A 26,604-nucleotide genomic window follows, 5' to 3' on the forward strand; every position below is an offset into this window, starting at 1 on the left:
TTTCCGGGCAATAAAAAAGAGCGTTGGTCAGAAGACCGGCGCTCTTTTTGCAATTTTTTAGTTACGCGTTCGGATCCATAATGGCGCCGTGACCGCAGCAGTAGGTGTATACGTCCGTCGGGAACAGGCTCTGCAAATATTTGCGCTCCGCGGCAGCGCGGCGGGAATCGAGGTTCACGGTGGTCATTAAATACGGTGCAAGCAGGTTAAAATCATACTGCTCTTTTGAAAAGCCCTTGATGTTTACCATGATGTCGCCGCTGAAAACAATGCGGTGCGCGTCGTCCACAAGCACGATCTCGCCCTTAAAATGCCCGCCGTTGCCGTCGAAAACGCGCAGGGTAAGACCCTCAAACTCCAGCGTGCCGCGCGGGGAGATGGGCGCGTCGCTTGCAGGCTCTGTGTGCTCAATGACGCGTAGCGTGTGCATATCGGGTGGCGTGTAGCCCGTCATCAGCTTGCAGATGCGGTTATACGGCGCACAGATGCGGTTCTGCTCGCGCAGATCGGGCAGACCGTTGTTCTGCAAGGCGAAATTCAGCCGCGTTTCCTCGTTCACATAGAATGTGTCGAACAGGTCGTGCAGGCCGCAATGGTCGATGTCCGCATGCGTGACGATAAGCGTGCGCTCCATATTGTCAAAGTTCGGGAACAGGCTGCGAAAAATCTTCAGCATCTTGTCCTTGTAGCACGGGAAGCCGCAGTCGATGAACAGCAGCTTGCGGTTTTTCTCCAGAATATACGTATTGCCCCCGCACGGCGGCTCGATGATGTGCATTGTAAACCCGCCGAACAGACTGCGCTGCGAAATGCGCGCGCGGAAGTTTTCACCCTTAAAGCTGTGCAGCATTTCGGCGATTTTGCCGATGTACGAAAACGTCTTGTGCGGCGCTTCGCCTTTTTCGTCAAGGTGCTGCATCAAAAGGTTGGAGTCCGCAATCAGTGCGTCCATATCTTCCTGCGGCAGGTGCAGAGTAGAAGCCAGCTGGTGCGCAAACGAAAGGTAAAACACCGTGTTGTCGAGCACCTTTTGGCTTTTGTCGTAGTTTAAAACACGCATTTCGCACAGCTTTGCGGCGCGGTCTAAAAATGCCTTCGTCTGTGCGGGATCCTGAATGTAAATGCCGACCTTTAAATCCTGATGGTCGGTGTCGTTTTCCTGCCCGCTCATGTACGTGATGTTAAAATTAAAGCTGTCGATGAGCTCCAAAACGGGCAGCACGGCGCTCGGTACGTTCGGCAGGTGAAATTCCAGCAAAATCGTTTTGCCGGGGTTATCCTCGTTTAAAATATAGCCTACGTCGTTTAAACGCACGGCGATGGTATCAAGCTGCGCCTGCGAGCCGCTGACCTCCAAAAACAGCACGTGCAGGTCAACGGCTTTATTGTAGCTGACGCGCGTGATGTTCGCGCCGGACTGCGCCACAATGCGCGTAGCCTTCAAAAACGCACCGGCCTTGTTCGGCAGTCGCGTGATGAATGTTCTTTTCATGCGCGCCTCTTAAAGCTTGCCGGCCTTTACGAGTGCGGCGGTCTTCAAAATGCCCACCTGCGTTTTGGAATCGGGGATTTCATTGTTTAACACCATCTCAACGGCTTTGTCGAGCGGAATGCGCTCCACTTCAAGGAACTCATCCTCGTCTAAGTGCATTTCGCCTTTTTGGGCCACACGGCACGCCCAGATGCGGATGATCTCGCCGCAGTAGCCGGGAGAGGGGTACAGATTGCCGAGCGAAATGTAGTTTTCGCCCGTGGTGCCGGTTTCCTCCATCTGCTCGCGCTTTACGGCCTCAAACGGGTCTTCGCCCTTTTCCAGTTTGCCGGCGGGCAGCTCCAGCAGCACTTCCTTGTACGGATAACGGAATTGGCGCACAAGCAGCACTTCGTTTTGTTCGGTCAGCGCCGCCACGCACACGCCGCCGTTGTGGCACACAACCTCTCTTGCACTCGTTTTGCCGTTTTCCAGCTCCACGGTGTCGCGCAGCACCTTGATGATGCGGCCCTCAAACTTTGTTTCGCTTGTCAGTGTTTTTTCAAAGAGCTTCATAAACTGTCGTTCCTTTCTCTTTATGATAAAAACTGCTTGATTTTCTCGGGAAGATTACCCTACTATTATATAAACATTTTCTTAATTTCGCAAGGCGCGGGCGGGATTCTCTTGCATAAATCCTGCGAATGTGGTACATTTTATCAGAACCAAAAATTTCTCGCGGCGGTGCCGCGTGCTATATCCCATTTTTGAAAGGAACATGAATATGAAAACCTGCATTCGTTTGCTGTGCGCCGTTTGCTGCGCCGCGATGCTGCTCACCACGACCGCCTGCTCGGGCGGCAATAAAAATACGTCTTCCGCCACGGCAGAAGCGACCCCTGCGCCGGAGATCACTCCTGCGCCGGAGGCAACAGCGGCCCCCGAAGAAGAACCCACCCCTGCGCCCGAAGGCAACACGTCCTCCGAAACGGGCGAAAACCGCCACACAAGCACCTTGCCGGTACCGGAAACGGGCAGCGAGGAATTCCGCGCCGCGTTTGAAAACAACCCCATCGATACGCAATATGCGGACGATATGGAAACGGCGGGCTCTGTTGCGGGCATGATTACTGCGTGCAACACGGCTTCCGACAGCTGGAAAGAGCAGATTGATTCCGTCTACACGCAGATTTTGGAGTATGGCGATGATAAAACGGTCGAAACCGTCAAAGAGGAGCAGTCCCACTGGGTGAACGAGCAAAGCACCGCTTTGCAGGACATCCGCGATTCCGTATCGGAGAATGACCCCCTTGCGGCCATCACCGTGGCAGAGAGCATCATGGTCTATTACCGCACAAGGGCCATTGACCTTTGCGCCGTATTATACGATATTAACGGCACGTTGGCGTTCGGCTAAAATCTAAAAATACAGAGGATTTGTATATGAAAAAAGCATTCGGCGCAATTTTGATCGCGGTTATTCTCATTGTCTGCGTTGTTACTCTCACGGTGCAGCGCGGCGAAAACGCCATGCTGGAGTTCCCGGAGCGCCCCGCAGAGGGATGCACGGTGATGTCTCTTGAAATTACCGACGGCAAAGCGCAGACCGAAGTCATCGGCACGTACAACGTAAATGAAAATGTGCTGACGATGAATACTTCGGCGCTTGAAAACGCAGAGCCTACCGAAAGCGGTGAAAACTACACATACACGCTGCCGGAAAGCATCCCGAATTTTTATTTCAGTGACACCACGCAGGGTCTTTTGCTCTACAAGGGTTATTTATACGTGGTGACGGCTACGACGAGCGGCCAGACGCTGGAAATCATAAATCTGAAAACCGGCACCCTCGGCGGCAAAATCTACTATTCGCAGTTTTTGAAAGAACAAATCAGCGGGAGCGCAGCGTCGGAATAAGTCTCTTTTATTCGTTTTTTGTATTTCTGACTCTGCAAAATAAGTATTAGACATTTATAGGCCCTTTCGTTATACTGGAATTATCCAAATTCAGTACACGGAGGGGTTTTATGTTTTCTGATAAAGATTTGAGAAAGCTCATCGTGCCGCTTGTCATCGAACAGATTCTGGCAGTGCTCGTCGGCACGGCGGATACCGTCATGGTGTCTTATGCGGGCGAAGCCGCCATTTCCGGTGTTTCCCTTGTGGATATGTTCGCTTACATGGTCATCACAATCTTAACGGCACTTGCAACGGGCGGCGCGGTCATCGTTTCGCAGTACCTCGGCAACAAGGAGCAGGAAAATGCGAACCGCGCGGCGGGGCAGCTGATGGTCGGTACTTTGCTCGCTTCCGGCGTGGTGTGCGTCATCTGCGCCGGCTTTAACCGCCCGATTTTGCACCTTTTGTACGGATCTGCGGAAGAAAATGTTTTGCAGGCGGCAGAAACGTATATGTTTATCACGGCGTTCTCGTTCCCATTCCTCGGCATTTATAATTCCTCGGCGGCGATGTTCCGCTCCATGAAAAAGACCAACATGACCATGTACGTTTCGCTCCTCATGAACGTCATCAATGTGGTCGGCAACGCCATCGGTATTTTCGTGCTGAAAGCAGGCGTTGCAGGTGTTGCGGTACCGACGCTCCTGTCCCGCGCGGTGGCGGGCATCGTCATGACGGCGCTTGCGTTCAACGCAAAGCACGAGGTTTACCTCAAGGCGAAAAACATTTTCTGCCGCAACTTTGAGATGCTGCGCCGCATTTTGAAAATCGCAATTCCAAATGCGATTGAAAACGGTCTCTTTGCGCTCGGCCGTGTGCTTGTCACCGGCATCGTCGCCATGTTCGGCACGGCGCAGATTGCCGCAAACGGCGTGGCGGGCAGCGTGGACCTCATCGCCATTATCGTCGTCAGCGCCATGAACCTTGCGGTCGTGACGGTCGTGGGGCAGTGCGTGGGTGCAAACCGCTACGACGAAGCGGAATATTATTTGAAAAAAATGATGAAAATTTCGTGGCTCGCAACGGCCGTTCTGACGGTTCTCGTGTGGCTGTGCCTGCCGTTTATTTTGGGCTGCTTTGCAGTCTCCGAGGAGACGTACCGATATGCGTACATTCTCGTGATGCTGCACAACATTTTTGCAACGCTTTTCCACCCGATGTCCTTCAATCTGCCGAACGGTCTGCGCGCGGCGGGAGACGCAAAATTCACCATGTACATCGGCATCGGCTCTATGGCGATTTTTCGCATCGGCTCGGCGGTGCTGTTCGGCATCGTGCTCAATATGGGTGTTGTGGGCGTGTGGATCGCTATGGGCATGGATTGGCTTGCACGCTCCGTGGCGTTCGTTTGGCGCTTCAAGAGCAAAAAATGGCAGAAATTCCGCACCATTTAATAAAAAACCAGCCTGCACGGTTCGTTTGAACACCGCGCAGGCTGGTTTTGCTTTATCTGAAATTACTTATGAAACGGGTTCTCGGACGGATAGGGCAGGGACTTCGGCTGGTTGTAGCCGATGTTCTCGACGCCGAGGTACTTGAAGACCTCAAACAGCGCCTTGCCGTAGTGACCGAACGCCACTGCGCCGTGGTGCGGGAAGTTCTTCTCGATGAGCACATGGCGGTAGAAGCGGCCCATTTCCGGGATGGCGAATACACCGATGGAACCGAAGGAGTGGGACGGTACGTTCAGCACTTCGCCCTCTGCAACGTATGCGCGCAGCTGGGTGTCGGCCGTGCTCTGGAGACGGAAGAACGTGATGTCGCCCGGGGCAATGTCGCCTTCGAGCGTGCCCTGCGTAACCTCAATCGGCAGGGAGCGCGCCATGATCTTCTGGTACTTCATGGAGCAGAACGCCAGCTTCTTGGAGCAGGTGTTGCCGCAGTGGAAGCCCATGAAGGTATCCTTCTGCGTGTACGTGGTCTTGCCCTTGATGTCACTGTTGTAGAGGTCTGCCGGAACGGTGTTGTTGATGTCGAGCAGCGTGACGGCATCGAGGCTGACGCAGGTGCCGATGAACTCGGAGAGCGCGCCGTAGATGTCCACTTCGCAGGAAACCGGGATGCCCATGCCGGTGAGGCGGCTGTTGACATAGCACGGAACAAAGCCGAACTGCGTCTGGAATGCCGGCCAGCACTTGCCTGCAATGGCGACATACTCGCGGTAGCCGCGGTGATCCTCTACCCAGTCGAGCAGGGTGATCTCATACTGTGCGAGCTTCGGCAGAATCTCGGGCTTCATGTTGCCCTTGCCGAGCTCTTTTTCCATGTCTTCGACGACCTTCGTGATACGCGGGTCGCCCTCGTGCTTATTGAACGCCTCAAAGAGGTCGAGCTCGGAGTTTTCTTCAATCTCAACACCGAGGTCGTAAAGCGGCTTAATGGGCGCGTTGCAGGCGAGGAAGTTCAGCGGGCGCGGGCCGAAGCTGATGATCTTGAGGCTCTTCAGGCCGATGATCGTTCTTGCAATCGGCATGAACTCGTGAATCATGTCCGCGCACTCGTCAGCAGTGCCGACCGGGTATTCCGGAATGTAAACCTTTACATTGCGCAGCTTCAGGTTGTAGCTGGCGTTCAGCATGCCGCAATATGCATCGCCGCGGCCGTCCATGAGGTCTTCTGCGGATTCTTCCGCGGCCGCACAGAACATAACGGGGCCGTCAAAGTGCTTTGCAAGCAGCGTCTCGGAAATTTCCGGACCGAAGTTGCCAAGGTAAACGACAAGCGCGTTGCAGCCTGCGTTCTTTACGTCTTCAAGCGCCTGTACCATGTGGATCTCGCTCTCCACGATACATACGGGGCACTCATAAATTTCGGTAGCACCGAACTTCTTTGTGTAAGCGTCGATCAGTGCCTTTCTGCGGTTGACAGAAAGGGATTCCGGGAAGCAGTCACGGCTGACGGCAACAATGCCAACCTTGACCTGGGGAATGTTGTTCATAAAGTGATTCCTCCTGTAAATAAACGGGTGTGTATGTGTTTTGTGCCGAAAAAACGGCGCAGACGATTTGTATGTACAACTCATACACGGTTATTGTAGCGCATCGCGCGGAAAAAATCAACAGGAAAAAACGGGGTATTATTCGTCTTCGTCTGTAATCTCCGGGCGGATGAACTCAAAAATGCACAGGGCGCCGGCGTTTTTGCACACTTTGTACTCCTCCGCCGTGCGCAGTGTCCAATTCACTTCCTGCATCTTCATTTTGTCGCAGGCAATGCGGTGGCTGATGTTGTTCCTGAAATGCACGTCATACGCTTCAAAGTGCGGGCGGGTGAGGACATTCGTCCACAAGTTTCTCCAGAACAGCGCGCGGAAAAAGCCCTTGCACTCCTCGTCCTTGCCTTCAAAGTGGCCCATCAGCTGACCGCGCAGTACATACGGGTGGTTCTTCCTGAACCACTGCACAATGTACGGGTCAAATGATTCTACGCAGTACGGGCCTTTATAGTTGCGCAGCAGCTCCCACACGAGCGGGCACAGCAGATCGGCATCGTCGTAGTGCTTCAGCTCAATGATGAGCGGCGTTCTGCCGTCCACAAGCGCCAGCACGTCGCTGAAAAGCGGTACGCGCTCCTCGGTGTTCTGCAAACGGTACTGCTGTAATTCCTTATACGTCAGGTCGCCGATGGAAACATCTGCGCCGCAGACGCGCTTTAAGCTGCGGTCGTGGTGCACAACGACCTTCTTGTCCTTTGTCAGCTGCAGGTCAAACTCTATGCCGTAGCCCGCTTCCACAGCTGCCTTAAAGCCTGCCATGGAGTTTTCCGGCACGGAAAGATCTTTTTCGTGCAGGCCGCGGTGGGCGTAGTCATATTTTTTCATCTCGGCAAAATCGCCGCGCGGCGAAGCCGGCGCAATGCAGAAAAGCCACGCCAGAAAGCCCAGACATACAACGATCAGTACGATTAAAATTCCCCAAATCATTTTTACCCTCTACTTTACTTTTTAAGTTTATTTCGGCACCTTGATTTCTTCCAGCTTTTTGCGGTACTGCAAAGGCGTGGCATCGTATTCGGTGCGGAATACTTCGATGAAATAGCTCATGGAGTTAAAGCCACAGTCCATGGCAATGTCGAGCACGCGCAGATTTGTGGCGGTGAGCAGCTCCAGCGCGTGGCTTAAACGCACGCCGTTGATGAATTGCACCGGCGTTTTCAGTGTATACTGTTTGAACACGCGGCAGAAATGTCCCTCGCTCATGCCGGCGGCGTGCGCAAGCTGCTGTACGGAGACGGCAGACCGGTAATTTTCCTGTATAAACGCAATGGCAGCCTTGATGCTGTCCGCTGCGGCGCGCTTAGAAGCGCTGATGCGCGCCGACACGCCGTTTTGCACCAGTGCGCCGAACGCCGAAAGCATGGCGGCTTTTACGGGAAACTCAAAAAACGGCGGGCGGTTTTCCAGCATCGTGTACGCGGTCTGGAACGCGGCGGAAACGCTTTCGTGCAAATTTGTTCCGGCTCGGATCAGCCGCGGCACGGTCAGCTCGCCGTCCAAAACGGGCTGTATGTACTTTACGCGAATGATGTCATTTGCGGTGCTGCACAGCAAATCGGGGCTGAACACGATGGCTTCAAAGTAAAGCTCCTCGCCGGCTTCCACCGGCACGGCGGCGTGCAGCTCTCCGCTGTTGAAAAACACAATGTCACCGGCGTGGGCCTCAAACAGATCGGTGCCGCACTGCACGGTCAGCGTGCCCTGCATCACGCGGAAAAGCTCCATTTCACTGTGCCAGTGACAATCAAGCGCATGAAAGCGGTCTTCGCGTCGAATGCAGTAGTTCATCACGGGCATCAGTGCGTCGCCGTGGCGGCGGGCCTCCCGCATGCGGTCAAATTGATTTTTGTCCGTAAAACGCACCTCCTTTTTTAGGCTCAGTGGTCAGGATTGTTATAAAAGCGGACAAATTAGCGGTAGACTTTCCAAAGCATATCGCTTATACTTATGATAGAGCAGGCGCGCGAAAAGCGCAAGTGCCAATAACGGAATTTTTGAATTTTTTTGAAAGGCAGTGAGCTGAATATGAAATTTACGAAAGGCTACTGGCTGAACCTTCCCGGCGTGACGAACACGGACGCCGTACAGGTTCGCGAAGTCAAGGTAGAAAACGACCGCGTTTACCTCTACACCGTGCCGTACCACGCAGACATGCGCGCCATGGGCGGCCCGCTTCTGGAAATGTACATTTCCTCTCCGCAGCCGGATATCATCCGCACGGAAGCGTACCACTTTATGGGCAGCAACCAGAAAATGCCGGCGTTCGAGCTGAACGACGCACACTGCGCACTGGAGGTCGAGAACACCGAAACGACCGTGACGATCAAGAGCGGCAACACAAAGCTCGTCATCGGCAAGAACCCGTGCAGTTTTGATTACTACTATAAGGACAAGAAGCTGACAAGCGTCGGCAACCGCTTCGGCAGCGCGATGATCAGCACCATCTCCACCCCGGACGGCAACTACATGCGTGCCCAGATGGACCTTGACATCGGCGAAAAGGTCTACGGCCTCGGCGAGCGCTTCACCCCGTACGTGAAGAACGGCCAGACCGTGGAGACCTGGAACGAAGACGGCGGCACCTGCACCGAAATTTCTTACAAGAGCATTCCGTTCTACATCACGAACCGCAACTACGGCGTGCTCGTGAACGACCCGGGCCCGGTCTCCTATGAGATCTGCTCCGAGCATGTCACGCGCGTACAGTTCTCCGTGCCGGGCGAAAAGCTCGACTTCATGGTTGTCGGCGGCGACAGCATGAAGAATGTGCTCGAAAACTACACCACGCTTTCCGGCAAGCCCGCACTGCCGCCGGCATGGACATTCGGCCTGTGGCTCACCTCCTCCTTCACAACGAAGTACGACGAAGAGACCGTCATGGGCTTCGTAAACGGCATGAAAGAGCGCCACATTCCGCTGCACGTGTTCCACTTCGACTGCTATTGGATGAAGGAAAACGAATGGTGCAACTTCGATTGGGATCAGGCCATGTTCCCGGATATCGAGCACCAGCTGCAGGTGATGAAGCACGAAAATAACCTCAAGATCTGCGTTTGGATCAACTCCTATATCGGCCAGAAGTCTCCGCTGTTTAAGGAAGCGAAGGAGCTTGGCTACCTCCTCAAAAAGCCGAACGGCGATGTTTGGCAGTGGGATCTGTGGCAGGCCGGCATGGGCATTGTGGACTTCACAAACCCGGGCGCATGGAAGTGGTATCAGTCCAAGCTGCGCCACCTGCTTGACCAGGGCGTCGATTGCTTCAAGACCGACTTCGGTGAGAGAATCCCGACCGATGTTGTCTACTACGACGGCAGCGATCCGCTCCGTATGCACAACTATTATACCTACCTTTACAATAAGTGCGTTTGGGAAGTGCTTGAAGGGTACAAGGGCAAGAACGAGGCGTGCCTCTTTGCAAGAAGCGCCACGGTCGGCGGGCAGAAGTTCCCGGTACACTGGGGCGGCGACTGCTCCTCGAACTACTCCTCCATGTCCGAATCCCTGCGCGGCGGCCTTTCCCTGTGCCTTTCCGGCTTCGGCTTCTGGAGTCACGATATGAGCGGCTTTGAGGGTACGGCTCCGGCAGACGTTTACAAGCGCTGGGCGGCGTTCGGTCTGCTCTCCACGCACTCCAGACTGCACGGCTCCAATTCCTACCGTGTGCCGTGGCTGTTCAGCAAGGAGGGTGAAGAGAACGGCGAGGAATCCGTAGCCGTTGTCCGTAAGTTCTCCGAGCTCAAATGCACCCTGATGCCGTACATGTTCTCTGCTGCGGTCAATACACATAAAACGGGCGTGCCGACCATGCGCGCCATGGTTCTGGAATTCCCGGACGACATTCCGTGCGAAGACCTCGACCGCCAGTATATGCTCGGCGACGGCCTGATGGTCGCGCCGGTCTTCACGAAGGAAGGCGACGTCACGTACTACCTGCCGGAAGGCAAGTGGACGCACCTGCTCTCGAACGAAAAGCGCGAGGGCGGTCACTGGCTGCGCGAGAACTACGATTTCTTCTCTCTGCCGCTCTTTGCAAGAGAGAACTCCATCATCGCCATCGGCGCGAACAACCAGCAGCCGGATTACGATTACGGCAAGGACCTCACCTTGCACGTTTTCGAGCTTTCCGATCAGGCAAGCGCAAAGGTTTGCGACAGCAAAGGCAATGATATGCTCAGCGTTTCCGCAGTGAACGAGAACGGCGTTATCACCTTCAAGTTCGACGGCAAGGCAGAGAACCTCAGCGTGCTGCTGCGCAACGTGGAGAACGTGAAGCACGTCTCCGGCGCAGAAGTTGAGCAAAATGAGCTCGGCACCGTCCTGAAGGTAAACGCAGACCTCAGCGACGTTGTTGTAACGCTCTGATAAAATAAATCCAACACCCGCAGAACGGCATGAAAAACCGCCCTGCGGGTGTTTTACTATAACGCTTTATGCAGCCAAAAAGAAAGCGCAGAGCACGAAAAATGCTCTGCGCTTATCTTTATCTTAGAAAAATTACTTCTTGCTGTTCAGATATTCCTGAATGGCAGAAAAGACCTTGTCAACATCCAGGCCGTGCACGGCACATGCGTCCTCAAGGGACTCGTGGATGGAGGACGGGCAGCCTACGCAGTGCATGCCGGACTGCATCAGCACATAAGCGATGCCGCGGTCATAATCCAGCATTTCGCCCATAGTGGTCTGCTTTGTGATTTCCATCTGAAAACATCCTTTCTTGGTATAGCATCCCATCGGGTCGCCCCGATCTATCCGTATAAATCAAACTCCCGCAAACTTCGCGTGAACTCTAATCTACACGAATTTAGTATACAATAGGATATGCCAAAAAGCAAGTGTTTTTGCAGATTTTTGGCATATGCCTTAAATTGGAAGAAACGACAAAACGGGGGGGAAAATTCAGTCAACTTGCGCCTTGACGCTGCTGCGCATTTTCCTTTATAATCAAGATAGAAAAATATTACCATTTTCAGAAAGGCGGATAATTTTATGAAAAAACGAATGACCGTAATGCTTTCTTTGTGCCTTAGCTTGCTCCTGCTTTTGTCCGCCTGCGCTTCGGGCGGCAGCACGGCAAAAAATGCGGAAAAAGCCGCGGCCGCGTTGGCGGAAAGTATGCTGACCGCGCCGAGCGAGCCCATGCAGCGCTTCGGCAGTATTTTGGAAAACGGCGAAGAAAGCGCCCTTACGGCGTACAAAGATGCTTGGGAAGACGAAAAGGCGCTGTGCAGCGAAAAAGGCTTTATGGATTTTACAGAAAAGCCGCTCAACGTACAGAAAATGGCAAACGAAATGAACGAGACCGTGAAGGTGACCGCCGTCAAGACCGAGCCTTATGAAGAAAAAGACCGCGTGGTGCGCTTTACGGCCGATGTCACCGTGAACGATACGGAAAACATGACGGTTAGCGGCAAATGTCAGTTTGATGAAGACGGCAAAGTCTCGTTCATCGAGCTCGATACGAACGAACTTGAGATGACGCTCATCGCAAACGATAACGCCGACCCCACGCAAAAGCCGCCTGTAAACGGCAACGCCATCACGTTAAATGAGTAAGCAAAAGCCCGCAAAAAACTGCGGGCTTCATCTTTTGAATTCGGCATGCGCGGCACATAAAACCGCCTGCAAGCCGAATTCCTGTTTTTAAACAAAAAAAACGAACATCCTATTGGATGTCCGCTTTAAATGTTGGCGCCAACCTATCGTCCCGGGCCGTTGCCAGCCGAGTATTTTCAGCACAAACGAGCTTAACTTCTGTGTTCGGTATGGGAACAGGTGGACCCTCGTTGTAATCAACACCAACTATTCTGTTTGCCGCCTCATCTGACGGCTTTGTTATAATACCACATCCATTCTGAAATTGCAAGCCTTTTTTCAAAAAAATTTCAAAAAGTTTTGAGAAACCTATATATAGTTAAAATTTCACCGATTTCTCTAAATATAGAAGTTGAAAACACAAAAATATCCGTATGCACGCGGCGGTACATACGGATATGAAAAACTTTTTTTGAAATTTACGTCGTAAAAACAAGGTCACATTGCTTTTCAACGGGGTAGGAAGTGAAGTAGAGGTTCTCGAGCGGGATCCATTTTTCCACGAACATCTTGTGCCGCGCGGGGCCGTTGCGTTTTAAAATGCGTGCGCTCTGTGTCTCCGGCGAGGTCTTGAGAAAAATTTTGAGATCGTAGCGCCCGATGAGCTCCGGGTGCGTAGAGTACGAGCCCTCTAAAATGTTCAGCGTCTTCGGCGTGACCTGCACCGCGTCGCCGAGATCCATAACGCCGCAGTCGAACACGCGGTAGGAAAACGACTCGTTCTTCGGAATCTGCTCCAGAATATCCGACAAAATACGCTCCCAGTGCACATTGCCGCCCGGGGTGGCGTAGCGTTCCGGCGTGCGCATGGGCATCGGCAGGTAAAAATCATCGGCGTGGAACAGGTTGCAGTCGTAAACGCTCTGCAAAAGTGCCGCAAACGTCGTTTTACCCGAGCCGCACAGCCCGTCGATTGCAACCGTCACCGGGGCTTTTTCCGCCGTCAACTTATCGATCGCGATGAATGCCGACAGAAAATCCGCATACGCTTTTTTCACCACGCGGTATGCCGGGTGATACGCACGGCGGTACGCTTCGCTGTGGTGCACGGCAGGGCAGCCCGCCGCGCGGTACGATTTCAAAAACGCCGCGTTTTCGGATTTGTCGAACAAATCGGCATTTTCAAGCTCGTCCAAAAGTGATAAAAACGCCGTTTTGTCCGTGGGCGTGTCTTCGGAAGACGCTTTAAACATAGCAAAAAGTGTTTTCGGTGAAAGCTCCTGCAACGCGCTCAAGTTGATGCGCGCGTACTGCTCGCCGAGGGTTTCTGTGTACGGTGCATCACGATTGGCAATATCCGCTTCCTTTAATAAATATAGATACGCGCCGTCGGGGTCGCTCAAAAAGTGGCCGCCGCCAAAGCTCGCCTGGTACAAAAACTTTACCGCGTCTTGCACTTCGGCTTCGGGGTGTGTTTTCAGGTGGGCGCACAGCGCTTCAAACACGCGGCTCACAGCGCAGCAAGTGCCTTGTAGCAGTCCTTCAGCGCCGGATACAGCTTCGTGTACATGCGGTAGAACGCCTCATACTTCGGCACATTCTCCTCAATCGGCTCCTGCGGGGCGTTGAGTCGAATAACGCGGCGGCAGCCCTCCTGCACGGATGGATACAGCCCTGCGCCCACACCGGCGAGGATGGCAACGCCCAGCGCCGGGCCTTCCTTGGAAACGACCGTGCGCACGGCGCAGTTATACGTATCGGCAAGCATCTGGCGCCACAGCTTCGAGGAACCGCCGCCGCCGCAGGCGAGCATGCCGTCAATGGAAACGCCCATGGTTTTCAGCACCTCCACGCTGTCGCGCTGGGAGTACGTTACGCCCTCCATCACGGCACGGAGCATGTCGTACTTCGTGTGCATGGCGGAAAGGCCGATGAACGCGCCGCGGCAGTCCGGGTCAAGGTGCGGAGTGCGTTCGCCCATGAGATACGGCAGATAAAGCAGACGGTTGCAGCCGATCGGCGAACGCGCCGCCTGCTGATCCATCAGGTAATATGGGTCTACGCCCATGCCGGCTGCGGTCTCTTTTTCCGCACCGCAGAAGTTATCGCGGAACCACTTAAGGGACAGACCCGCGCCCTGCGTCACGCCCATCACGTGCCATGCGCCCGGTACGGCGCAGCAGAACGTGTGCACGCGGCCCTTCGGGTCGATGGAAATATTATCCGTGTGCGCAAACACAACGCCGGAGGTGCCGATGGTTGTAAACGCCTTGCCGTCCTCCACAACGCCGGTGCCCACGGCCGCTGCCGCGTTATCGCCCGCGCCGCCGACCACGATGGTGCCCGCCGCAAGGCCGGTGCGCTTTGCGGCTTCTTCGGAGATGACACCCGTCACTTCCGGGGATTCGTATACCTTCGGCAAGAGTGCCTTGTCAATATCAAGCTTTTCAAGCACTTCGTCGCTCCAACAGCGATTCGGCACGTCTAAAAGCTGCATGCCGGAAGCATCGGAGACCTCCGTTGCAAAGTCGCCTGTCAGCATGTAGCGCACATAGTCCTTCGGCAGCAGAATGTGCGCGCACTTTGCATAAATTTCCGGCTGGTTATTGCGCACCCAAAGGATTTTAGATGCCGTAAAGCCCGTCAAAGCCGGGTTTGCGGTAATCTCAATCAGGCGCTCTGCGCCGACGCGTGCGGTGATCTCCTCACACTCCTTTGCCGTGCGCTGGTCGCACCAGATGATGGAGCGGCGCAGCACGTTGCCGTCCTTATCCAGCATGACAAGGCCGTGCATCTGGCCGGAAATGCCGAGTCCCTTGATGTCGTTGTTATCGACGCCGCTTTCGGTGATCACGGCGTGAATGGTATCCGCCGCCGCATTCCACCAATCGAGCGGCTCCTGCTCTGCCCAGCCGTTTTTTTCCTGATACAGCGGGTATTCTATCGTTTTGCTCGCGACTACATTGCCGTCTTCGTCAAAAAGCACGGTTTTTGTGCCGCTGGTGCCAAGATCTACACCCAAAAGGTAATTCATATTAACGTCCTTTCTTTTCGGAAAATGGTTTCAAATATATAGGGCATTCTGTCTCCGTTTTATTTTGAAGCATTTTCCCATTTGTGTCAAGCCTTTTTTGTTGAAATTATGCAGACTATTTTAATTGAAACGCGAGGTTTTGTATGATACAATAAAAAACAGGAGCTTCGTCGGCGATTTATAGGGGAAAAGCCGTTTGAAGCGGTCTTTTGGTGTATTTGAAAGGATTGAAACAAAAATGGAGAAAAAACGATATGACGCCGTCGTGATCGGCGCGGGTGTTACGGGCAGCGCCATCGCCCGTGAGCTTTCGCGGTATCAGGCGGAAATATGCGTACTGGAAAAGGGCGAAGACGTCTGCACCGGCACCTCAAAGGCGAACAGCGCCATCGTGCACGGCGGCTTTGATGCCAAAACAGGTTCGTTGAAAGCCAAGATGAACGTCCTCGGCAACCGCATGATGACACAGGTTGCGGAAGAACTGGATGTTCCGTTCCGCAGAAACGGCGCGTTCGTGCTGTGCTTTGACGAAAACGACATGCCCGCGTTAAACGAGCTTTATGAGCGCGGTGTGGCAAACGGCGTGGAGAATTTAAAAATCCTCACCGGTGACGAAGCAAGAAAAATGGAGCCTGCGCTCAGCGATACGGTTGTCGCGGCGCTGTTCTGTCCGTCCTCCGGCATCGTATGCCCGTTTGAATTGACCTTGGGTTTTGCCGAAAACGCTGAGAAAAACGGCGTTGAATTCAAATTCGAGTGCGGCGTGCAAAATATCCGCCGCGAAAACGACATCTATATTCTCGAGACCGAACAGGGCGAGATTGAAACACGCGCCGTCATCAACGCGGCGGGTGTGCACGCCGATGAAATTCACGATATGCTGCTGCCGCACGCGTTCACCATCACCCCGCGCCGCGGCGAATACTGCCTGTGCGACAAAAACGCGGGCAATTTGGTTGATAAAACCATCTTCCAGCTGCCGACAAAGCTCGGCAAGGGCATTCTTGTCACACCCACCGTGCACGGCAATCTGCTGCTCGGTCCCACCGCCGAGAATATCGAAGACCGCGAGGACACGGCCACAACGCAGAGCGGCCTTGCATTTGTTTTGGAAAAAGCTGGTATGAGCGTGAAAAACGTGCCGAGCCGACAGATCATCACATCGTTCTCCGGCCTGCGCGCCTGCGCGGACAGAGGCGACTTCATCTTAGAGGAAAGCGCGCCGAACTTCTTTGAAGCCGCGGGCATCGAATCCCCGGGCCTCACAAGCGCGCCTGCCATCGGTGTTTATATGGCGGAAATGGCGGCGAAAGCGCTCGGCCTTACGAAAAAAGAAAGCTTCAACCCCGTTCGTCACGGCGTCGTGCACCTCAATTCGCTCAGCGTCGAAGAACGCGCCGAGAAAATCCGTGAAAACCCGCTCTACGGCAGTATTGTCTGCCGCTGCGAGACGATCTCCGAGGGCGAGATTGTGGACGCCATCCGCCGTCCGCTCGGCGCGAAAACGCTGGACGGCGTAAAGCGCAGAACCAGAGCCGGAATGGGCCGGTGCCAGGCAGGCTTCTGCTCCCCGCGCGTCATGGATATTCTCGCAAGAGAACTTAACTTGCCGCTGACAGCCATCCGAAAGAACGAAAAAGGCTCCGAAATCGTGTTCGGGAAGACGAAATGAGGTTTATTATGGAAAATAAAATCACAAAATCGCTTGTCATCATCGGCGGCGGTCCTGCGGGGCTTGCGGCGGCGGTCGCCGCGGCGGAAAACGGGCTTCCGGCTGAAGACATCTTAATTTTAGAAAGAGACGGGCGTCTCGGCGGCATCTTAAACCAGTGCATCCACAACGGCTTCGGTCTGCACACGTTTAAAGAGGAACTCACGGGTCCGGAGTACGCCGCTCGCTTTGAAGAACGCGCAAAGGCTTTGCATATCCCGTACAAGCTCGGCGCAATGGTACTGAGCATTTCCCCGGAAAAGGTCGTCACGGCAGTCAGCCGCGAAGACGGTCTGTTCACCGTGGAAGCGGGCGCGGTCATTTTGGCCATGGGCTGCCGCGAGCGTTCCCGCGGCGCGCTGAATATTCCCGGTTTCCGCCCCGCAGGTGTGTTCTCCGCCGGCACGGCGCAGCGCCTTGTCAATATGGAGGGTTATATGCCCGGGCGCGAGGTTGTCATTCTCGGCTCCGGCGACATCGGTCTCATCATGGCGCGCCGCATGACGTTAGAGGGCGCGAAGGTACACGTCGTCGCAGAGCTCCAGCCGTACTCCGGCGGCCTCAAGCGCAATATCGTCCAGTGTCTCGATGACTTCGGCATCCCGCTGAAGCTTAGTCACACCGTGACGGAAATTCACGGCAAAGACCGTGTAACGGGCGTCACCATTAGCGCCGTGGACGACAAATTAAAGCCTATCCCGGGCACGGAAGAGTATTATTCTTGCGATACGCTGCTTCTGTCCGTCGGTCTGATCCCGGAAAACGAACTCACCCTCGGCGCGGGCGCACCGCTCTCCCGTGTGACGAACGGCCCCGTTGTCAACGAAAGCCTCGAGACCGGCGTGCCGGGCATCTTCGCGTGCGGCAACGTGCTGCATGTGCACGACCTTGTGGACTATGTTTCCGAAGAAGCCGCGCAGGCCGGCCGTGCCGCCGCAAAGTACGTGCAGGGCGGCAGCAAAGAAACCGCAGAGCCGCTTTCGGGCGGCATCAAGCTCGAAGCCAAGGGCGGTGTGCGCTACACTGTGCCGAGCATCATTCACCCCGAAAATATGCCGGATACGCTCACGGTGCGCTTCCGCGTGGGCGGCATCTATAAAAATTCGTTCATCAGTGTCTATTTCGGCGATCAACGCGTGCAGCACCGCAAAAAGACCGTTATGGCACCGGGCGAAATGGAGCAGGTATTGCTGAAAAAAGCAGACCTTCAAAATATTGATTTTGACACCGTCACCGTCACGGTGGAAGCGGAATAAGGAGGGCATTACTATGGAAACGAAATCGTTTATCTGCATCAACTGCCCCTTGGGCTGTCCGCTGACCGTCACTGTTGAAAACGGCGAGGTGAAAAGCGTTACAGGCAATACGTGTAAGCGCGGCGAGCTCTACGCCGTGAAGGAAGTTACCGCGCCTGCCCGTACCGTCACGTCTACCGTTCGCGTTTTAAACGGTGAACGCCCGGTTGTCGCCGTGCGCACGAAAACGGACATCCCGAAGGGTAAAATTTTCGACTGCATGAAAGCCATCAACGCAGCGGAGATCACCGCCCCCGTCCATATCGGCGACATCGTCATTGAAAACGTTTGCGGCACCGGCGTAAATGTCGTCGCATCCGCGGACGACGAGTTGGGTTAAAAGTCTTTGATTAAACTTTCTTCAGAAAGTTTATAGGGCCTCGGGGCAAAGCCCTGAGGCGCGCTCCGCAGAGCGCGAAATCCTTTTGCTTACCCCAAAATCAGGACTGGGAGAAACCAATGCTTCGCATTGCTATAAAACAATCCAGTGAATTGTTCGTCCGAGGGAGACCCTATTAAGGGGTTTCCCTATGAATTTGCACGGCAAATTCATAAAAGATAAAACTTTTAGAAAGAGAGAATAAACGTATGAATTATACCGATATCAACGCAAAAATCGTGGACAGCTGGGTGCAAAACGGCTGGGAGTGGGGCAGGCCCATCAGCCACGAAACGTTTGAAAAAGCAAAAAACGGCGCGTGGGGCGTGTACCTCACGCCGACGAAAACCGTGCCGCACGCGTGGTTCGGCGAGATGCGCGGCAAGAAAATTCTGGGTTTAGCCAGCGGCGGCGGGCAGCAGATTCCCATTTTCACGGCGCTCGGCGCAGACTGCACCGTGCTTGATTATTCCACGGAGCAGCTAAAGCGCGAAGAAGAGGTCGGCAAGCGGGAGGGCTATACTCCAAAGTGCGTTCGCGCCGATATGACAAAGCCGCTGCCGTTTGAAGACGGGACGTTTGACCTTATTTTTAACCCGGTTTCAAATTGTTATGTAGAAGAACTGGAGCCGATCTGGAAAGAGTGCGCCCGTGTTCTGAAGCCGGGCGGCGTTTTGCTTGTCGGGTTTGATAACGGCTTCAACTATCTTTTCGACGAGGACGAGACGGTTATCAAATACACGCTGCCGTATAACCCCCTGAAAGACGAGGCGCTGTACCGGGAAGCGATGGATCTGGACTTCGGCGTGCAGTTTTCGCACACACTGGACGAAGAAATCGGCGGCCAGCTGCGCGCGGGATTTATGCTGACGGATATTTATGAAGACACAAGCGGCGGAGGCTTTCTGCACGAGCACGGCGTGCCCTGCTTTGTCGCAACGCGCTGCGTGAAAAAGTAATAGCTGAATAAAAACCGTAAAAAGCACGGCTTTCCCGAAAAACGGCGGAAAAGCTGTGCTTTTTAAATTTTGCCGCAAAAATATTTTTTGAAATCACACCTTTGAAAATAAAAGTATAAGTGAGAAAAACGAAGAATAAACGAGATTAGAATTCGCAGCTTAAAAAACCGCAAAAAAGCGCTTGACAAGCCGTTTTTCGTGTGGTACTATCATTTAGCGCCCATGGGAAAGCTATGGGCATTTTCAGAGATTTCGTATCGCAGCGCACAAAGCGTTTGCCGGTACCGAGATAATTTAAATCAATTTTGGAGGTAAACGCTATGTCCACTTATATGGCCAAGGCTGGTCAGGTTGACCGCAAATGGTATGTAATTGACGCTGCAGGCAAGCCGCTCGGCCGCGTTGCAGCACAGGCCGCAGTTCTTCTCCGCGGCAAGCACAAGCCCACCTTTACCCCGCACGTTGACTGCGGTGACCACGTCATCATCATCAACTGCGCTGAGGCTGTCCTCACCGGCGGTAAGGCTGAAAAGAAGTATTATTATCATCACACGGGTTATATCGGCCACCTCAAGGCTGTCCGTTATGACACCCTGATGCGCACAAAGCCGGAAAAGGCGATGGAGCTTGCTGTTCACGGCATGATCCCCTCGAACACCATCGGCAGAGCTGCAGAAGCAAGACTTCGTGTCTACGCCGGCAGCGAGCACAAGCACGAGGCGCAGAAGCCGACGGCTTGGGAACTTTAATAGGAGGTAAACGAATATGTACGATAAGGCACCTTATTTCTACGGCACCGGCAGAAGAAAAAGCTCCGTTGCACGTGTAAGAATTTACCAGGGCACCGGTAAGGTCACGATCAACGACCGCGATATCGACGATTATTTCGGCCTTGATACCCTCAAGACGATCGTTCGTCAGCCGCTCGTTCTCACCGGTACCGAAGAGAAGTTCGACATCGTTTGCCGCGTTGCAGGCGGCGGTGTTACCGGTCAGGCCGGTGCTATCCGCCACGGTATCTCCAGAGCTCTGCTCCAGTACGATTCCGAGAACCTCCGCGCTACGCTGAAGAAGGCCGGTTTCCTCACCCGTGACCCGAGAATGAAGGAAAGAAAGAAATACGGTCTCAAAGCAGCTCGTCGCGCTCCGCAGTTCAGCAAGCGATAATCGACTGCTCAGACTATATCAAAATGGTTCAAAAACCCCGGAAAATCAAGGTTTTCCGGGGTTTTCTTATACCTAAATGGGCTGATATGGTTTGACCAAATTTGGCAAAACGAGAGCCGTTTTCACCCAATTTTTAGTGGTCCGCAAGTGGTTAACCAGCCAAAAAGGGGGTAAAAAGAGGGTCAAGTGGTTCCCAAAGTGGTTAACCGAGAGCCGATTTGGGGGGTGTTTTGGGGGCGCTTTTCAGCCCTCCTTCCCCTCGTTTTTTTGGCTGTGGCAGTTTGGCATAGTTTGAGCTAATTTGAATAATTGAATATGAATTTGATGTAGCACACAGTATAAATGCTGGGTGCTTTTTTCATTTCAGGAACTCGTATTCCGGCGATAGAAAGAGCCGTCACTTCACTGTTAATTTTGAAGTGGCGGCTTTTTCTATTTCCAGAAGCAACAGCAATAATTAGAAATGAGGTGAAGTCAATGAACACGCAAATCATCGCCATTGCCAACCAGAAAGGCGGCGTTGGCAAGACAACGACCTGTGCCAACTTGGGAATCGGGCTGGCGCAGGCCGGAAAGAAAGTCCTTCTGATCGACGGGGACCCACAAGGGAGCCTGACAATCAGCCTGGGAAATCCGCAACCGGACAAGTTGCCATTTACATTGTCCGATGCAATGGGCAAAATTCTGATGGATCAGCCTATACGCACTGGAGAAGGTATTCTGCATCATGCGGAAGGCGTTGACCTGATGCCTGCGGACATCCAGTTATCCGGTATGGAGGTATCCCTGGTAAATGCCATGAGCCGTGAGACTATCTTGCGGCAATATCTGGACACGCTGAAGGGGCAATACTCCCATATTCTCATCGACTGTCAGCCCTCCCTGGGGATGCTCACGGTCAATGCGCTGGCCGCTGCGAATAGGATCATCATTCCCGTTCAGGCGGAGTATCTGCCCGCCAAAGGGTTGGAACAGCTGCTCTCCACGGTAAACAAGGTAAAGCGGCAGATCAACCCCAAGCTCCAGATAGACGGTATCCTGCTGACGATGGTGGACAGCCGAACCAACTTTGCCAAAGAGATCTCCGCGCTCCTGCGTGAGACCTATGGCAGCAAGATCAAAGTATTCGGCACAGAGATCCCCCACTCTGTCCGGGCAAAGGAAATTAGCGCAGAGGGAAAAAGTATTTTCGCCCATGACCCTGGCGGCAAAGTGGCAGAGGGGTATCGAAATCTGACGAAGGAGGTGTTGAAACTTGAAAAGCAGCGCGAAAAAAATAGAGCTGGCCTCGGTAGATGATCTGTTCTCCACCGAAGAAGGCCGTCAAGATGCAAAGCTGGAAAAGATTCAGGAGATTCCGCTGTCTGAATTGCATCCCTTTAAGAACCACCCATTCAAAGTCAAGGATGACGAAGCCATGATGGAGACCGCTGACAGTATCAAGCAGTATGGCGTTCTGGTTCCGGCGATTGCTCGACCGGACCCGGAGGGTGGTTATGAGCTGGTAGCCGGACACAGGCGGCACAGAGCCAGTGAACTGGCAGACAAGGAGACCATGCCAGTCATTGTTCGGGATTTGGATGATGATGCCGCCACGATCATTATGGTTGACAGCAACTTGCAACGAGAAAGCTTGCTCCCCAGTGAAAGAGCATTTGCCTACAAGATGAAGCTGGACGCCATGAAACATCAGGGAGAGCGAGTGGATTTAACTTGTGCCCAACTTGGGCACAAGTCCGATGGTAGGAAATCCAGAGATGTTTTAGCTGAACAGGTTGGGCAGAGTAAAAATCAAATTCAGAGATTTATCCGCCTGACGGAGCTTATCCCCGAACTGCTGGATATGGTAGATGAAAAGAAGATTGCCCTGAACCCTGCCTATGAGCTGTCCTTTCTCAAAAAGGAAGAACAGGTAGACCTGCTGGACGCGATGGACAGCGAACAGGCTACCCCTTCTCTTTCTCAAGCCCAGCGGCTCAAGAAATACAGTCAGGAGGGGCATCTGACCCTCGATATGATGCGTGTCATCATGGGTGAGGAAAAGAAAAGCGATCTGGACCGAGTGACATTTACCTCTGACACCTTGCGGAAGTATTTCCCTAAAAGCTATACGCCCCAGCGGATGCAGGAAACCATCATCAAGTTGCTGGAGGCATGGCAGAAAAAGCGTCAGAGAGACCAGGAACGATGAAAGGAGCCGCCTATGAGGGATATTTCAGCCCGTGAGCTGAAAGGACACAACATTCTCGCCGTAGAGAGGTTTTGGGATGACACACGCTGGATGATTGAGTTTTCCGTCCTGCGTCCCAGCGCAGCTTACGGCAGTCCCGGAGAGGAAATGCGGCTGTTTTTGACCGAGGACGGGTATCAGGCCGCTCTGCAAAGCCAGCAGCGCCGGGAGATCAAGATCAAGCGTTACGCTCGTGTGATTGAGGGACATATCCTCGATTTCAAACCGGGAAAACGCCGCTGCTCATAAACCCATACAACGAAAGGAAAGGAATGACTATGTGTACGGTAAAGGAAATTCAAGAAGCAATCCGGGAAGATTGCAAATCTCAGCATGACATGGATACAACGGATATTGACCGCGTGATGCAAACACTTCCTTTCGCCCAGGAGGAGCCATTTACAGAGGCGCGTCTTCAAAAGCCGCTGTTTTGGTTCTATGCAAGAAAATTTGAAAAGTGTTGAACACCGCAATTCTTTGGAATGAGGATTGCGGTTTTTTGTACCAAAAATTCGGAAGGAGTGAGGTCGATGGCCGTTTTTCGCATTGAACGGACCCGTGATTATACCGTGATGAGCAATCATCATTTACGAAATGCAAATCTGTCGTTAAAAGCCAAGGGGCTGCTTTCCATGATGCTGTCTTTGCCAGAGGACTGGAATTACACCACCCGTGGTCTTGCAAAGATTTGTAAGGAGGGCGTGGATGCCATAGGCGCTGCGTTGCGGGAATTGGAGGCTGCCGGTTACATTGTGCGGCACAAACTGCGTGACCGCCAGGGACGCATCAGTGATACGGAGTATGTCATATATGAGCAGCCACAGCCGAAGAACCCGGATACGCCCCAGCCGGATATGGCTTCACCAGATACGGAAAACCCGTATCTGGATAAACCGGATACGGAAAAGCCCGCAGAATTAAATATAGAGAAATCAAATACTCAAAAATCAATTACTCAAAAATCAATTACTCAGGGAGCAAGTACCGATTCCATTCCCTTCCGGAAGCCAGCGGCAGCACAGCTGCCGGAACGGAAAGGAAGGGATGCGATGTCTGTCTCAGAGATGGAAAGTTATCGGGATTTGATTCTGGAGAACATCGAGTATGACCACCTGTGCCGGGAGTTTACCACCTATCGGGAGGACCTGGACGAGATTGTGGAGCTGATGGTGGAGACCGTCTGCGCCAAGCGGAAAACCACCCGGATTGCTGGCAGCGACTTCCCCCATGAGGTGGTCCGCTCCCGTTTTTTGAAGCTGGATTGCTCCCACATCGAGTTTGTCATGGAATGCCTGCGGAATAATACCACCGAAATCCGCAACATGAAGCAGTATCTGCTTGCGGTGCTGTTTAATGCGCCGACCACGATCAGCAACCACTACACCGCACAAGTCAACCACGATATGTACGCAGGCGGCTGGTAAACAGCCGCTTTTCTGCTACCCGAAAACACCGGGAGAAAGGATTTTGCCATGAAACGACCTTTTGCCTACATTACGGCTCCCTGGAGCAACAGCCAGTATGAGAACGCCGAGAACGCTGCGGCCTACTGCCGTCAGGTGTACGATGCCGGGTATTCGCCCATCTGCCCGGTGCTGTTCCTGCCTACCTTCCTCAAAGACGAGATTCCCCAGGAACACAAGGACGGGCTGGATATGGCGCGGGACTACCTGCGCCGGTCCCATGTGCTGGTGGTCTGCGGCCACGGCATCGACGAGACCGTGAAGAATGACATTGCCACCGCCGAGCGCCTGCGGATCACCGCCACCACCCTGGACGGTATCCTGGCCGTGAAGGGCCAGGGACGTGGGAAAGGAGGCGCACGCCATGCCTGAGCGTAAGACCGTGGGCCAGCTGATGGAGGAAATGCGCCTCAAAGCCGGGGCGCAGAACTACCACGGCCATGAGTACATGGATTTGGAACGGTTTGCCGAGGACACCCGGCACATGATTATCTTCGATGTGCTGACCGACGATTCCCCGGTGGGCTGGAAAGGTGAACGGACCCGCCTGTTTCTGACGGAGGCCGGATACCAGAAAAGCCTGGAGAACCAGGAAAAGGGCCACATCAAGATTCTCAGCCATGCCAAAGTGCGCCAGGGCCATCTGTACTATGACCGCTCCGACCAGCTGCGCTGAAAGGAGCCTGCCATGCTGAAATACCTGCTGCGGCGGCTGGTGGTCCCGCCTTAGTATCAAGTGCCACCCCTGCAAAATCCGTGGAAAGGAGGCGATGACCTATGCAGGAGGAAGTGGAAAACAGGACTTTGACGCTGGTAGTCAGCGGAACAAAGTTTACCGGGCGGTTGATGAAAGCCGCCATCACCAAGTACCTTGCCCACCGCAAGGAAAAGAAGCTGCAAAAGCAGAAAAGCCGGGATACCCCCGTGATTCCCCACGGCAAGCAGACGGTGAAGCAGCTGATCGGCCAGAATCAGGGCGTTTCCAACATCGAGATTACCGACCCCTCCATCAAGGAGTTTGAGAAGATCGCCCGGAAATACGGCGTGGACTATGCGGTGAAGAAGGACCGCAGCAGCTCCCCACCCAAGTACCTGATCTTTTTCAAGGGTCGGGACGCGGATGCCCTGACCGCTGCTTTTACCGAGTACACCGGGAAAAAGGTCAGAAAGGCGGAGAAATCCGAGCGCCCGTCCGTGCTGGCAAAGCTGAGCCAGTTCAAAGAACTGGTAAAACACGCCGTCGTGGACCGGAACAAGCGGAAGGAGCTGGAACGATGAAAAAGACATTGGACATCAAAAAGCTCATTTTGCTGAATATGCCGTATATCCTGCTGGGGCTGTTTGCTACCAATTTTGGAGAGGCATGGCGAATGGCACAAGGGGCAGATGCTTCAGAAAAGTTTCTTTCGCTGGTTGCGGTTCTGCCTGGGACGCTGCAAAGTTTCTGGCCAAGCCTGCATCCATTGGACTTGTTGATAGGGCTGTGCTGCGGTGCTGGTCTGAGGCTGGCGGTGTATCTTAAAAGCAAGAACGCCAAGAAATATCGACATGGTTTGGAATATGGTTCGGCCCGCTGGGGAACCCGTGAGGATATTGCACCTTACGTTGATCCTGTATTTCAGAACAACGTGATTCTGACGAAAACGGAGAGCCTGACAATGAACAGCCGCCCCAAGGACCCAAAGACCGCCAGAAACAAAAATGTTCTGGTCATTGGTGGCTCTGGTTCTGGTAAGACTCGCTTTTGGTTGAAGCCAAATCTCATGCAGATGCACTCGTCCTATGTAATTACGGACCCCAAGGGAACCATTTTGGTGGAGTGTGGAAAAATGCTCCAGCGGGGCGCACCCAAGCTGGGGAAAGACGGAAAGCCCATGAAGGACAAGCACGGAAAGGTAATCTATGAGCCATACCGGATTAAGGTGTTGAATACCATCAACTTCAAAAAAAGTATGCACTACAATCCTTTCTCGTACATTCACAGCGAAAAGGACATCTTGAAGCTGGTTACGACGCTGATTGCCAACACCAAAGGCGAAGGCAAGGCTGGCGACGATTTCTGGGTCAAAGCGGAGACGCTGTTGTACTGCGCGCTCATTGGCTATATCCACTATGAGGCTCCGGTGGAGGAGCAGAACTTCTCCACCCTCATTGAGTTCATCAATGCGATGGAAGTCAGGGAGGATGACGAGGAGTTCAAAAACCCCGTAGACCTGATGTTTGATGCACTGGAAGCCGAGAAGCCAAATCACTTTGCGGTGCGCCAGTATAAGAAATATAAGCTGGCCGCCGGTGTTGTATGCTCTAAAAGACTTCTTAATCAAGCGGTTGGGAAGTCTCTTAGAACACACAACCTAAAACCGAAGAAAGGAGCGCAAGTTATGAGAAAAAATGAGAAAATCACAGCTC

The 26,604-nt window shown here is 53.5% G+C and carries 28 protein-coding genes and 1 rRNA gene; 20 read left to right on the forward strand and 9 right to left on the reverse strand.

The window, feature by feature from the left end; translation table 11 throughout:
- Nucleotides 1-61: 61 nt before the first annotated feature.
- Together R2K26_RS10705 and R2K26_RS10710 are read right to left on the reverse strand one after the other, a co-directional pair.
- On the reverse strand, nucleotides 62-1,492 hold the full coding sequence (locus R2K26_RS10705; RefSeq protein WP_316520753.1) for an MBL fold metallo-hydrolase: 1,431 nt from the start codon (nucleotides 1,490-1,492) through the stop codon (nucleotides 62-64).
- A 9-nt stretch (nucleotides 1,493-1,501) separates the two neighbouring features.
- Nucleotides 1,502-2,047, reverse strand: a complete 546-nt coding sequence (locus R2K26_RS10710) for an NUDIX domain-containing protein (protein ID WP_176820426.1) — start codon at nucleotides 2,045-2,047, stop codon at nucleotides 1,502-1,504.
- 208 nt (nucleotides 2,048-2,255) lie between these two features.
- On the opposite strand from R2K26_RS10710, the gene R2K26_RS10715 reads away from it, so the two are divergent.
- The 3 genes from R2K26_RS10715 (at nucleotide 2,256) to R2K26_RS10725 (ending at nucleotide 4,824) form a co-directional block, all read left to right on the forward strand.
- The gene (locus tag R2K26_RS10715; RefSeq protein ID WP_316520759.1) at nucleotides 2,256-2,888 is read left to right on the forward strand and encodes a hypothetical protein; all 633 of its coding nucleotides are present in this window, start codon (nucleotides 2,256-2,258) and stop codon (nucleotides 2,886-2,888) included.
- 26 nt (nucleotides 2,889-2,914) lie between these two features.
- A complete protein-coding gene (locus R2K26_RS10720; RefSeq protein WP_316520760.1) occupies nucleotides 2,915-3,388 on the forward strand; it encodes a hypothetical protein in 474 nt (157 codons plus the stop codon).
- Nucleotides 3,389-3,498: 110 nt separating this feature from the next.
- The gene (locus tag R2K26_RS10725; protein ID WP_316520763.1) at nucleotides 3,499-4,824 is read left to right on the forward strand and encodes an MATE family efflux transporter; all 1,326 of its coding nucleotides are present in this window, start codon (nucleotides 3,499-3,501) and stop codon (nucleotides 4,822-4,824) included.
- Nucleotides 4,825-4,886: 62 nt separating this feature from the next.
- Here the strand turns inward: R2K26_RS10725 and R2K26_RS10730 are convergent, their stop codons facing one another.
- The 3 genes from R2K26_RS10730 to R2K26_RS10740 form a co-directional block, all read right to left on the reverse strand.
- The gene (locus R2K26_RS10730) at nucleotides 4,887-6,368 is read right to left on the reverse strand and encodes an L-fucose/L-arabinose isomerase family protein (RefSeq protein WP_316520767.1); all 1,482 of its coding nucleotides are present in this window, start codon (nucleotides 6,366-6,368) and stop codon (nucleotides 4,887-4,889) included.
- 138 nt (nucleotides 6,369-6,506) lie between these two features.
- A complete protein-coding gene (locus R2K26_RS10735) occupies nucleotides 6,507-7,352 on the reverse strand; it encodes a glycerophosphodiester phosphodiesterase family protein (RefSeq protein ID WP_176820421.1) in 846 nt (281 codons plus the stop codon).
- Nucleotides 7,353-7,379: 27 nt separating this feature from the next.
- Nucleotides 7,380-8,288, reverse strand: coding sequence for an AraC family transcriptional regulator (locus R2K26_RS10740; protein ID WP_176820420.1), 909 nt, complete (start codon nucleotides 8,286-8,288; stop codon nucleotides 7,380-7,382).
- Nucleotides 8,289-8,450: 162 nt separating this feature from the next.
- Here R2K26_RS10740 and yicI point away from each other — a divergent pair, with 162 nt between their 5' ends.
- Nucleotides 8,451-10,787, forward strand: a complete 2,337-nt coding sequence (gene yicI, locus R2K26_RS10745; protein WP_316520776.1) for an alpha-xylosidase — start codon at nucleotides 8,451-8,453, stop codon at nucleotides 10,785-10,787.
- A 132-nt stretch (nucleotides 10,788-10,919) separates the two neighbouring features.
- Here the strand turns inward: yicI and R2K26_RS10750 are convergent, their stop codons facing one another.
- Entirely contained in the window at nucleotides 10,920-11,123 is a 204-nt protein-coding gene (locus tag R2K26_RS10750; RefSeq protein ID WP_176820418.1) for a DUF1858 domain-containing protein, read from the reverse strand.
- A 288-nt stretch (nucleotides 11,124-11,411) separates the two neighbouring features.
- Between R2K26_RS10750 and R2K26_RS10755 the strand changes: the two genes are divergently transcribed.
- Nucleotides 11,412-11,978, forward strand: a complete 567-nt coding sequence (locus R2K26_RS10755) for a hypothetical protein (RefSeq protein ID WP_316520780.1) — start codon at nucleotides 11,412-11,414, stop codon at nucleotides 11,976-11,978.
- Nucleotides 11,979-12,108: 130 nt separating this feature from the next.
- Here R2K26_RS10755 and rrf read toward each other — a convergent pair.
- From rrf to xylB, 3 genes are all read right to left on the reverse strand, one after another.
- Nucleotides 12,109-12,225: ribosomal RNA gene (gene rrf / locus R2K26_RS10760) — 5S ribosomal RNA — on the reverse strand.
- 211 nt (nucleotides 12,226-12,436) lie between these two features.
- Entirely contained in the window at nucleotides 12,437-13,471 is a 1,035-nt protein-coding gene (locus R2K26_RS10765; RefSeq protein WP_316520785.1) for a deoxynucleoside kinase, read from the reverse strand.
- A complete protein-coding gene (gene xylB / locus R2K26_RS10770; RefSeq protein ID WP_316520789.1) occupies nucleotides 13,468-14,991 on the reverse strand; it encodes a xylulokinase in 1,524 nt (507 codons plus the stop codon). The genes R2K26_RS10765 and xylB overlap by 4 nt, the downstream gene beginning before the upstream one ends.
- Nucleotides 14,992-15,229: 238 nt before the next feature.
- Here xylB and R2K26_RS10775 point away from each other — a divergent pair, with 238 nt between their 5' ends.
- The 15 genes from R2K26_RS10775 to R2K26_RS10845 form a co-directional block, all read left to right on the forward strand.
- A complete protein-coding gene (locus tag R2K26_RS10775; RefSeq protein WP_316520793.1) occupies nucleotides 15,230-16,663 on the forward strand; it encodes an NAD(P)/FAD-dependent oxidoreductase in 1,434 nt (477 codons plus the stop codon).
- 8 nt (nucleotides 16,664-16,671) lie between these two features.
- Nucleotides 16,672-17,958, forward strand: a complete 1,287-nt coding sequence (locus tag R2K26_RS10780; RefSeq protein WP_308449510.1) for an FAD-dependent oxidoreductase — start codon at nucleotides 16,672-16,674, stop codon at nucleotides 17,956-17,958.
- Between the two features lie 13 nt (nucleotides 17,959-17,971).
- Nucleotides 17,972-18,337 carry a DUF1667 domain-containing protein gene (locus R2K26_RS10785; RefSeq protein ID WP_176819811.1) on the forward strand — a complete coding sequence of 122 codons (366 nt, stop codon included), beginning with the start codon at nucleotides 17,972-17,974 and terminating at the stop codon, nucleotides 18,335-18,337.
- Between the two features lie 248 nt (nucleotides 18,338-18,585).
- Nucleotides 18,586-19,335, forward strand: a complete 750-nt coding sequence (locus R2K26_RS10790; protein ID WP_316520798.1) for a methyltransferase domain-containing protein — start codon at nucleotides 18,586-18,588, stop codon at nucleotides 19,333-19,335.
- A gap of 320 nt (nucleotides 19,336-19,655) precedes the next feature.
- Entirely contained in the window at nucleotides 19,656-20,084 is a 429-nt protein-coding gene (rplM, locus tag R2K26_RS10795; protein WP_176819813.1) for a 50S ribosomal protein L13, read from the forward strand.
- A 16-nt stretch (nucleotides 20,085-20,100) separates the two neighbouring features.
- Entirely contained in the window at nucleotides 20,101-20,502 is a 402-nt protein-coding gene (gene rpsI / locus R2K26_RS10800) for a 30S ribosomal protein S9 (protein WP_176819814.1), read from the forward strand.
- Between the two features lie 477 nt (nucleotides 20,503-20,979).
- Nucleotides 20,980-21,801 carry a ParA family protein gene (locus R2K26_RS10805; RefSeq protein WP_002592136.1) on the forward strand — a complete coding sequence of 274 codons (822 nt, stop codon included), beginning with the start codon at nucleotides 20,980-20,982 and terminating at the stop codon, nucleotides 21,799-21,801.
- Nucleotides 21,758-22,693 (forward strand): ParB/RepB/Spo0J family partition protein, encoded by a 936-nt coding sequence (locus tag R2K26_RS10810; RefSeq protein WP_257355522.1) that lies wholly within the window; start codon nucleotides 21,758-21,760, stop codon nucleotides 22,691-22,693. Before R2K26_RS10805 ends, R2K26_RS10810 begins: the two co-directional genes overlap by 44 nt.
- A 12-nt stretch (nucleotides 22,694-22,705) precedes the next feature.
- Nucleotides 22,706-22,981: a DUF5720 family protein gene (locus R2K26_RS10815; protein WP_118721230.1), complete on the forward strand. Its 276-nt coding sequence runs from the start codon at nucleotides 22,706-22,708 to the stop codon at nucleotides 22,979-22,981.
- A 29-nt stretch (nucleotides 22,982-23,010) separates the two neighbouring features.
- On the forward strand, nucleotides 23,011-23,196 hold the full coding sequence (locus R2K26_RS10820; RefSeq protein WP_002592133.1) for a hypothetical protein: 186 nt from the start codon (nucleotides 23,011-23,013) through the stop codon (nucleotides 23,194-23,196).
- A 66-nt stretch (nucleotides 23,197-23,262) separates the two neighbouring features.
- Nucleotides 23,263-24,156 carry a DUF6017 domain-containing protein gene (locus R2K26_RS10825; protein ID WP_316520830.1) on the forward strand — a complete coding sequence of 298 codons (894 nt, stop codon included), beginning with the start codon at nucleotides 23,263-23,265 and terminating at the stop codon, nucleotides 24,154-24,156.
- Between the two features lie 48 nt (nucleotides 24,157-24,204).
- A complete protein-coding gene (locus tag R2K26_RS10830) occupies nucleotides 24,205-24,567 on the forward strand; it encodes a hypothetical protein (RefSeq protein ID WP_316520835.1) in 363 nt (120 codons plus the stop codon).
- On the forward strand, nucleotides 24,560-24,871 hold the full coding sequence (locus R2K26_RS10835; protein ID WP_002592130.1) for a DUF5720 family protein: 312 nt from the start codon (nucleotides 24,560-24,562) through the stop codon (nucleotides 24,869-24,871). Before R2K26_RS10830 ends, R2K26_RS10835 begins: the two co-directional genes overlap by 8 nt.
- 101 nt (nucleotides 24,872-24,972) lie before the next feature.
- Nucleotides 24,973-25,473 carry a PcfB family protein gene (locus R2K26_RS10840; RefSeq protein WP_015518807.1) on the forward strand — a complete coding sequence of 167 codons (501 nt, stop codon included), beginning with the start codon at nucleotides 24,973-24,975 and terminating at the stop codon, nucleotides 25,471-25,473.
- On the forward strand, nucleotides 25,470-26,604 hold a 1,135-nt coding region (locus R2K26_RS10845), incomplete at its 3' end, for a type IV secretory system conjugative DNA transfer family protein (RefSeq protein ID WP_316520848.1). The genes R2K26_RS10840 and R2K26_RS10845, both read left to right, overlap by 4 nt.

Source organism: Neglectibacter sp. CSJ-5 (genome assembly GCF_032490475.1).
Taxonomy (GTDB): Bacteria; Bacillota; Clostridia; order Oscillospirales; family Acutalibacteraceae; genus Hominenteromicrobium; species Hominenteromicrobium mulieris.